A 7850-nucleotide genomic window follows, 5' to 3' on the forward strand; every position below is an offset into this window, starting at 1 on the left:
CCCCTATTACGGCGATGGGCGGGATTTCGAACACAGCTGGGCGCTGGTGGACGCGGCGGCGCAGGCGACCGTGCGCCGCCTGTCAGCGGCAGCCGACTCCGGCATAATCGGCCCATGAACGTTCAGCTTGCTATGGAGCTTCCCAAGTCCGGCATCTGGCTCAATGCCGCGCCGTCGACCCTGCAGGACTATCGCGGAAGGCCGCTGGTGCTGGCCTTCGTCAATGGTGCCTCGGTGTGGTGTGCGCAACGGCTGGCCGAGATCGCGCAGTGGCAGGCACGCAACCCCGGGCGTATCCAGCTGCTGGTGGTGCAGGTGCCGCGCTTTGATTTCGAGCGCGAACCGCAGCCGGCTTTGAAGCTGTTGCGGCGCCATGGTGTCAGTGCGCCGGTCATCCTGGATGCGCAGTGGGAGACCTGGCGCAGGTTCGGTATCGAAAGCTGGCCCACGCTGGTGCTGATTGATGCGCAGGGGCAGGAGCGCGAGCGCATCGTCGGCGGTGGGGCTGATCTGGAGCGCATGCTGAATGGTCTGTGCGATGGGTTGATGCGTCCGTTGGACGGGGATACCAGCGACGGGCGCGAGATCAATGCCGAGCCGATGCTGCCGCTGCGCTTTCCGGCGGGGCTGCTGGCAACGGAGGATCGGCTGTACGTGGCAGACACCGGCCATCACCGCATCCTCGAGTGTGCCCACAGCGGACGTGTGCTGCGCCAGTTCGGCGTTGGTACCGCTGACATGATCAATGGCGCAGCTGCCGAGGCCGCGTTCAACCGTCCGCATGGCATGGCGCTGGTGCGTGACGTGCTCTACGTCGCCGACACCGGCAATCATGCGCTGCGCCGTATCCACCTGCTTTCCGGGCAGGTGGAAACCCTGTGTGGCACCGGGCGTGCCGGCGATCCGGTGGAAGGCATCCTCGCCCAGCCCTGGGACAGTCCGCTGAACCATCCGATGGATGTGGCCGTTGCAGACAACCAGTTGCATATCGCCATGGCCGGTGACAACCACATCTGGAGTTATGACCTCGGCAGTCGCGCGCTTCGCTGGCGGGCCGGTGCCGGTTCTGCGGAAGTCCGTGATGGCAGCGGCCATCTGGCCGCATTCGCGCAGCCATGCGCACTGGTGGCCGTGCAGCAGGTCATGTACGTCTGTGACGCGCTGGGCTCGGCGATCCGCTCGGTACAGTTGCGTGGCGATCTGGTGCAAACCTTGATCGGTAAAGGCGTCTGGGAGTTTGGCAGCGAGGATGGCGTTCGCGCGCAGGCACAGCTGCAGTATCCCCAAGGCTTGGCGATGGGGGCTGATTCCCCGCTGCTGTGGATTGCCGATGCCGGCAACGGCACCCTGCGGACTCTGCGGTTGGGCGGGGGTGTTCTTTCCACGGTCAACCTTCCCCGACGATTGCATGGCCCGTGCGCGCTGGCGGTCGCCGCCGGCGTGGTCTGGATTGCTGAAACCGATGCGCACGCGATTTTGCGATTCGACCCGGTCAGCGGCGAATTGAGTGACGTGCCGATAGACGGATGAGTGGCAAGAGCTCCAGTGAATTTGACGGCAAGGCCTTCGCGGCGGGATTGAGTACGGCGCCCGGGGTTTACCGCATGTATGCGGCCGACGATACCTTGCTGTATGTCGGCAAGGCCGGTGCGTTGCGCAAGCGGGTGGGCAGCTATTTCAACGGTTCGCCCAAAAGCCGGCGGATCATGATGATGCTGTCACAGGTGGCGCGGATGGATGTCACCGTCACGCGTACCGAGGCGGAGGCGTTGCTGCTCGAGAACCAGCTGATCAAGTCGCTGGCGCCGCGCTACAACGTGTCCCTGCGCGATGACAAGACCTATCCCCAGGTGCTGCTCACGCGGGAAGCTTGGCCGCGTATCGCGCTGCACCGCGGGCCGCGCGCGGTTCCGGGCAGGTACTTCGGCCCCTATCCGGGCGTAGGCGCGGTGCGTGAAACCTTGAATCTGATGCACAAGCTGTTCCGCTTGCGCAGCTGCGAGGACAGCGTCTTCCGCAACCGTTCGCGTCCGTGCCTGCAGTATCAGATCGGACGCTGCAGTGCGCCGTGTGTGGAGCTGGTGGCGCCGCAGGAATATGCCGAATCCGTTCACCGGGCCGCGCTGTTCCTGGAAGGAAAGAGCGACCTGCTCGCGCAGGAACTTGGCCAGCAGATGCAGGAAGCCAGTGATGCCCTGGAGTTCGAGCGTGCCGCGCGTCTGCGCGATCTGATCACCTCCCTGCGCAGCATGCAGAATCGCCAGTACGTCGATGGACGGGCCGCGGATCTGGATGTGCTGGCATGTGCCATGCAGGGAGCCAGTGCATGCGTGATGCTGCTGTCCTTCCGCGATGGCCGCAATCTGGGGACACGTGCATTTTTTCCGCGGACCAATGGCGAAGACAGTGCTGAAGAAGTGCTGGCGGCATTTGTTTCGCAGTACTACGGTGAGCATGCGCCGCCAGCGGAGATTCTCCTGGATCGCGAGATCCCGGATGTGGACGTGATCGAGCTTGCCCTGAGCGAGGCCGCCGAGCACAAGGTCGCGTTGAAGTGGAATGTGCGCGGTGAGCGCGCCGGTTACGTTGAACTGGCCAGTCGCAACGCGCAGATCACACTGGTGAGCGAGCTCGACAGTCGTGGCGCGCAGCAAGCGCGCAGCGACGCGTTGCGTGACCTGCTTGGCCTGGCCGAGCCGGTCAAGCGCGTGGAATGTTTCGACATCAGTCACACCATGGGCGAGGCGACCGTCGCCTCCTGCGTGGTGTTCGATGCGGCAGGGCCGGTCCGGGCGCAGTACCGGCGTTTCAATATCAGCGGGATCGAGCCGGGCGACGACTACGCAGCCATGCATCAGGCCATCGAACGTAGATTCCGTCGCGCGGTCGAGGAGGGAGGGGCGCTGCCGGATATCCTGTTGATCGACGGTGGCGCCGGACAGCTTGCGCAAGCCGCTGCTGCCTTGGCCGATCTCGGAGTTGAAGGGGTGATGCTGGTGGGTGTCGCCAAGGGCGTTGAACGCCGCGCGGGCGACGAGACGCTGGTGTTGCCCGACGGGCGTGAGCTCCGTCCCGGCGCGGCTTCACCCGCGCTCCAGTTCATCCAGCAGGTTCGTGACGAAGCGCACCGGTTTGCGATCACCGGACACCGCGGTCGCAGGCAGAAGGCGCGTATGACCAGCAAACTGGAAGATATTCCGGGCATTGGTCCTCGCCGCAGAGCCAGCTTGCTGAAACATTTTGGTGGCCTGGCCGGGCTCAAGGCTGCCGGCGAGGCGGAGATCGCGCGCGTGGATGGCATCAACGCGGCCCTCGCGGCGCGGATCTACGCTAACCTTCATGGACTGTCGATTCCGGATGCGGCAGCGGAGTAGCGTTTTAATGAATTTGACTGTCCCCACCTGGCTGACGTTGCTGCGGATCCTGATGATCCCGGTGCTGGTGCTGGTGTTCTACCTGCCCTATGCCTGGACCAACTTCGCCTCCGCGGCGATTTTCGGTCTGGCGGCGATCACCGACTGGCTTGATGGCTGGGTGGCGCGCCGCTACCAGATGCATTCGGCCTTTGGTGCCTTTCTGGATCCGGTTGCAGACAAGCTGATGGTGGCAGTGGCGCTGTTCCTGATTGTGCAGGGACATCCCACCCCATGGATGGCGTTCTGGGCGGCGGTGATCGTCGGACGTGAGATCGCAGTGTCGGCGCTGCGCGAATGGATGGCTGAGATCGGCCAGCGCGCCAAGGTGCGTGTGGCGATGATCGGCAAGGTCAAAACCACCGCGCAGATGGTCGCGCTGCTGTGTCTGTTGTATTCGGTTTCACCCAATACTCCAGCCGCTGACATCTGGATGGGAGTGCCGGTTTTCCATATGGGCGACTGGATGCTGGCGATCGCCGCACTGCTGACCTTGATCTCCGGTGCGCAATATCTGATGGCGGCGTGGCCGAGCCTGCGCGAAGAGGAAAAAGCCGCGCGGCAGAAGATCAAAAAAAGTTGAAGGGGCTGTTGACAGGTGGGTGAATGCCTGTAGAATTTCGCCTCCCAAGCGGGAATAGCTCAGTTGGTAGAGCGCAACCTTGCCAAGGTTGAGGTCGCGAGTTCGAGTCTCGTTTCCCGCTCCAGTTTGGGTGTGAATTGGATCCCGCCAAGCGGGAATAGCTCAGTTGGTAGAGCGCAACCTTGCCAAGGTTGAGGTCGCGAGTTCGAGTCTCGTTTCCCGCTCCAGTTCATGGTGAAGCCGCTGCTGTAAAGGTGGTTTCATCCTGGAAATCCACGCCGGCAACGACATGGGTTTTCATGAGGCGCGTTGAAAACACGTCCCTCGAGATGTGAAGAAATTTGTTAAAAGTGCTGGCGCATTGTTTCGGAAGACTGTAGAATGCGTTGCATCAAACGCGGGAATAGCTCAGTTGGTAGAGCGCAACCTTGCCAAGGTTGAGGTCGCGAGTTCGAGTCTCGTTTCCCGCTCCAAATTCGGAAAAGGCCCCGTAAAAGGGGTTTTTTCATATCGGGAATGAATCCCCCGGCGTTTCAGATTTTGGCCTGGTAGCAGAGTGGTTATGCAGCGGATTGCAAATCCGCGTACGCCGGTTCGATTCCGACCCAGGCCTCCAATTGAAAAAATGCAAAATTTTGGCCCGCGCAAGCGGGCCTTTTGTTTTGCATGATTTTTGAAGCGGGTTTGTAGTTCCTGGCGTGAAGCCTGCCTCAAGTCAAGGTGCTGGCGGTGAGGACTGCCGCCGCGAAGCAGATCAGCATTGCGCCGGCAAAAACCAGCGGCTTGATGCGCAATGATTTTTTTTCATCTGTCTGGCCCGCTGCGATATGGGTTCGGCGTATCAGGCCTGCGGGGAATCGGTGCCGGACCATGCTGCTGTCGCAGGCATCGACGCAGGCAGCGCATTCAATGCAGTTGCTGGAGTGTCCGGTCCGGATATCCAGGCCGATCGGACAGGCGCCGACGCACGCACCGCAGTCGATGCAATCCCCCAGGTGCGCCGGAGCGAACTTGGGCAGGGCCCCGGCGATTTCCGGATGGGCGGCGCGAAAGGCGTAGTCACGCGCAGTCTCGGGATCCAGCAGGCCTCTGGGGCGATTCAGGACGCTTTCACTGTGGCCGCTGCGCATACCGCGGGGCTCGCCGCGTGCGGCGTCGTATTGGATGGATGGCGTGCGGCTGTCGGTGATCAGGTGTTGCACGCGGTTGTAGGGGCATAGATACGTGCATACCTGCTCATGCAGGTACAGCACATTGGCCCAGGTGGCCAGCGCATAGAAGCTGATCCAGAAAATCTCCCAGCCGTTGAGGGAGAAACCCGCCAGGTTGCGAGCCAGATCCGCGATCGGCGTGAAGTAGCCGACGAAGGTGACGCCGGTCCACAGTGCGATGCCTGCCCAGCTGGCGTGGCGGATCGCCACTCCGAATGAGGTGTAGGGGGCGGGCAGTGTTGTCAGTCGGGCCAAGTTGCGGAACAGGCGGGTCAGCACGCTTTGCGGGCAGGCATAGCCACACCAGATGCGGCCATAAAGGTTTGTCACCAGGAAAAGTGCGGCGATCAGTGCCAAGGCGATCCAGAGCAGCAGGACGGATTGCTCTGGTTGCATGGACAGGCCGAAGGCATGGAACTGGCGAGTGCCGATATCAAGCAGAAATCCCGGCTTGCCGTTCCAGGTCAGCCAAGGTATCGCGTAGAAGGCGCCGAGCATGATCGCCATCGCGGCGGCCCGGGTGCAGCTGCGGCTGGTCAAAGGCAAGGCCGGACAGGCGCCTGTCATTCAAAGATCTCCGGGGCTTCGCGGGAGGGGCGCAGTAGCAAGGCGGTGACGCTGCAGGCGCACAGCGTGCCCAGCCAGAACGCGAAGAAGCCCAGCGAATAGCCCAGTTCGCGACTGATGGAGAGCGCGGGAAAGCTGATCCGCTGCAGTTCAACCGGATCCACGCGTGCGAACAGCACCGCCGACATCGCTGCGGCGGTGAAGAAGCTGGGCCACAGTACGGCACCGAGCAGTTGGAGCAGCGGTCGTGGTTCGGTCGGTGCGGGCTTGTCGGGAGCGGTCATCGCGGAATCCAAGTGGGCCGTATTGAGAGAGCACGACGCCGGGTTGCACGCAGGGCAATGCCTGAATGCACGCGGGGCGCCAATGTGCAAGGCTAGGTGGCGCCCGTCGTGCGGTCCTTGATCCTGATCAAGTGGATACCATCGGAGGGCGGTTGTAGGGAAAGGAGAACGGCGGTGAAGCCTGAAGTGAATGTGTGCACCGAACAGGAGGTGGAAGCGCTGGTGCGGCGCTTCTATGCGCGCGTGCGCGAAGACGAGGTGCTTGGCCCGATTTTCGAGGCGCGGGTACATGACTGGCAGTCGCACCTGCTGTTGCTGATCGATTTCTGGTCGACGATGTTGCGCGGCACATCCCGCTTCAGCGGGGCACCGATGCCCAAGCATCTGGCGATACCGGGGCTGCAGTGTCGATGTTCCAGCGTTGGCTGGAGCTGTTCGGGCAGACCACCGCGGAGCTTGGCAACCCGCAGATGAAGCAGCTGGCAGATGCCGCGGCGCAACGGGTTGCCACTGCCATCTGGCGCCGCTACAGCGCACCGGCCTTCCCGGTTCTTTGAATCAGGCGTACATGACACATCCGGACGGCGGTTGACCGGACCACTGGCTGAATGGATGGGCGCGCCTTTTTGACGCGGGCGGGCACGATTGATCCAGCTCAAGGCAGCGATGGCGGGACTGGGGCACGCTGGCTCCATGGACATGCAACCTGTACCGCTGAACCCGCTGGGCTGGACGTTTGATCCGGAGCTGCTGCGCCGCCATGACCGCCCGGGGCCGCGCTATACCTCGTATCCCACCGCGCCACATTTCCATGACGGTTACGGCGAGGCGCAGTTCCGCGCGGCGATTGCGCGTAGCAATGCGTCCGGGCGGCATTTGTCGCTGTATGTGCATGTTCCTTACTGCACCAGCCCCTGCTTCTACTGCGGCTGCAACCGGGTCATCAGCCGTGACCGGAGCAAGGGGGAGGCGTATGTCGAGCGGGTGCTGCTGGAAGCCGATCGCGTCGCGCCATTGTTCGCGCCTGGGCGCGATGTCATCCAGCTGCACCTGGGCGGCGGCACGCCCAATTTCCTGGAGCCTGCGCAGCTGGAGCGGCTGATCGACGGATTGGGACAGCGCTTTGACTTCAGTACCCGCGCCGCGCGGGATTTCTCCATCGAGCTGGACCCGCGCTCGGTCAGTGCCGACGACATCGGGCGCCTGGCCCGGTTGGGTTTCAACCGCGCCAGTCTTGGCGTGCAGGACTTCGATCCGGCGGTGCAGCAGGCGATCAATCGCGAACAGGGTGTGGCCGAGACATTGGCGATCATCGATGCCTGTCGCGCATCGGGCATGCGCTCGGTGAATGTGGATCTGATCTACGGCTTGCCGCGACAGACCCTGGAGGGCTTCGGCCGCACGCTGGACACCGTGCTGCAGGCAAGGCCGGACCGGCTGGCGATCTACGGCTACGCGCATCTGCCGCACATGTTCAAGGCTCAACGGCAGATCGCCGATGGCGACCTGCCGGGGCCCGAGCAGAAGCTGGCCTTGCTGGGACTTGCAGTGGAGCGGCTGTCGGCGGCGGGCTACCAGTACATCGGCATGGATCACTTCGCATTGCCCGAAGAAGATCTTTCACGGGCGCAGCGCGAAGGTTCGCTGCATCGCAACTTCATGGGTTATACCACCCATGCCGACACCGATCTGATCGGATTGGGCGTCAGCGCGATCAGTCGCATCGATACCGGCTACAGCCAGAATCCCCGGGAATTGAAAGACTGGCAGGCGCGTATCGATGCCGGGGTAA

At 62.9% G+C, this 7850-nt stretch carries 7 protein-coding genes and 4 tRNA genes; 9 read left to right on the top strand and 2 right to left on the bottom strand.

The window, feature by feature from the left end; all coding sequences use genetic code 11:
- Positions 1-114 precede the first annotated feature (114 nt).
- From JCM9942_RS07680 to JCM9942_RS07710, 7 genes are all read left to right on the top strand, one after another.
- Positions 115-1530 carry a hypothetical protein gene (locus JCM9942_RS07680; protein WP_054658883.1) on the top strand — a complete coding sequence of 472 codons (1416 nt, stop codon included), beginning with the start codon at positions 115-117 and terminating at the stop codon, positions 1528-1530.
- Positions 1527-3374, top strand: a complete 1848-nt coding sequence (gene uvrC / locus JCM9942_RS07685; protein WP_054658884.1) for an excinuclease ABC subunit UvrC — start codon at positions 1527-1529, stop codon at positions 3372-3374. The genes JCM9942_RS07680 and uvrC overlap by 4 nt, the downstream gene beginning before the upstream one ends.
- A 7-nt stretch (positions 3375-3381) precedes the next feature.
- The gene (gene pgsA / locus JCM9942_RS07690; protein ID WP_054658885.1) at positions 3382-3996 is read left to right on the top strand and encodes a CDP-diacylglycerol--glycerol-3-phosphate 3-phosphatidyltransferase; all 615 of its coding nucleotides are present in this window, start codon (positions 3382-3384) and stop codon (positions 3994-3996) included.
- A 48-nt stretch (positions 3997-4044) separates the two neighbouring features.
- A tRNA-Gly gene (locus tag JCM9942_RS07695) sits at positions 4045-4120 on the top strand.
- Positions 4121-4147: 27 nt separating this feature from the next.
- Positions 4148-4223: transfer RNA gene (locus tag JCM9942_RS07700), tRNA-Gly, on the top strand.
- A gap of 170 nt (positions 4224-4393) precedes the next feature.
- Positions 4394-4469 (top strand) — tRNA-Gly (locus tag JCM9942_RS07705).
- Between the two features lie 69 nt (positions 4470-4538).
- Positions 4539-4612, top strand: a tRNA-Cys gene (locus JCM9942_RS07710).
- Positions 4613-4706: 94 nt separating this feature from the next.
- Here JCM9942_RS07710 and JCM9942_RS07715 read toward each other — a convergent pair.
- A complete protein-coding gene (locus JCM9942_RS07715) occupies positions 4707-5714 on the bottom strand; it encodes a 4Fe-4S dicluster domain-containing protein (protein WP_172675073.1) in 1008 nt (335 codons plus the stop codon).
- A 56-nt stretch (positions 5715-5770) separates the two neighbouring features.
- Positions 5771-6058: a hypothetical protein gene (locus JCM9942_RS07720; protein ID WP_054658888.1), complete on the bottom strand. Its 288-nt coding sequence runs from the start codon at positions 6056-6058 to the stop codon at positions 5771-5773.
- Between the two features lie 174 nt (positions 6059-6232).
- On the opposite strand from JCM9942_RS07720, the gene JCM9942_RS07725 reads away from it, so the two are divergent.
- Positions 6233-6532 carry a group III truncated hemoglobin gene (locus JCM9942_RS07725; RefSeq protein ID WP_343123482.1) on the top strand — a complete coding sequence of 100 codons (300 nt, stop codon included), beginning with the start codon at positions 6233-6235 and terminating at the stop codon, positions 6530-6532.
- 219 nt (positions 6533-6751) lie between these two features.
- Positions 6752-7850: oxygen-independent coproporphyrinogen III oxidase (gene hemN, locus JCM9942_RS07730; protein ID WP_054658887.1), on the top strand; the 1099-nt coding region annotated here is incomplete at its 3' end.

The sequence above is a fragment of the Stenotrophomonas pictorum JCM 9942 genome (assembly GCF_001310775.1).
In the GTDB taxonomy this organism is placed as follows: domain Bacteria; phylum Pseudomonadota; class Gammaproteobacteria; order Xanthomonadales; family Xanthomonadaceae; genus Stenotrophomonas; species Stenotrophomonas pictorum.

Excerpts from the sequence above, each read along its gene's own strand:
- JCM9942_RS07680 (WP_054658883.1), top strand. The coding sequence starts at position 115 with ATGAACGTTCAGCTTGCTATGGAGCTTCCCAAGTCCGGCATCTGGCTC.
- uvrC (WP_054658884.1), top strand. The coding sequence starts at position 1,527 with ATGAGTGGCAAGAGCTCCAGTGAATTTGACGGCAAGGCCTTCGCGGCG.
- pgsA (WP_054658885.1), top strand. The coding sequence starts at position 3,382 with ATGAATTTGACTGTCCCCACCTGGCTGACGTTGCTGCGGATCCTGATG.
- JCM9942_RS07720 (WP_054658888.1), bottom strand. The coding sequence starts at position 6,058 with ATGACCGCTCCCGACAAGCCCGCACCGACCGAACCACGACCGCTGCTC.
- JCM9942_RS07715 (WP_172675073.1), bottom strand. The coding sequence starts at position 5,714 with ATGGCGATCATGCTCGGCGCCTTCTACGCGATACCTTGGCTGACCTGG.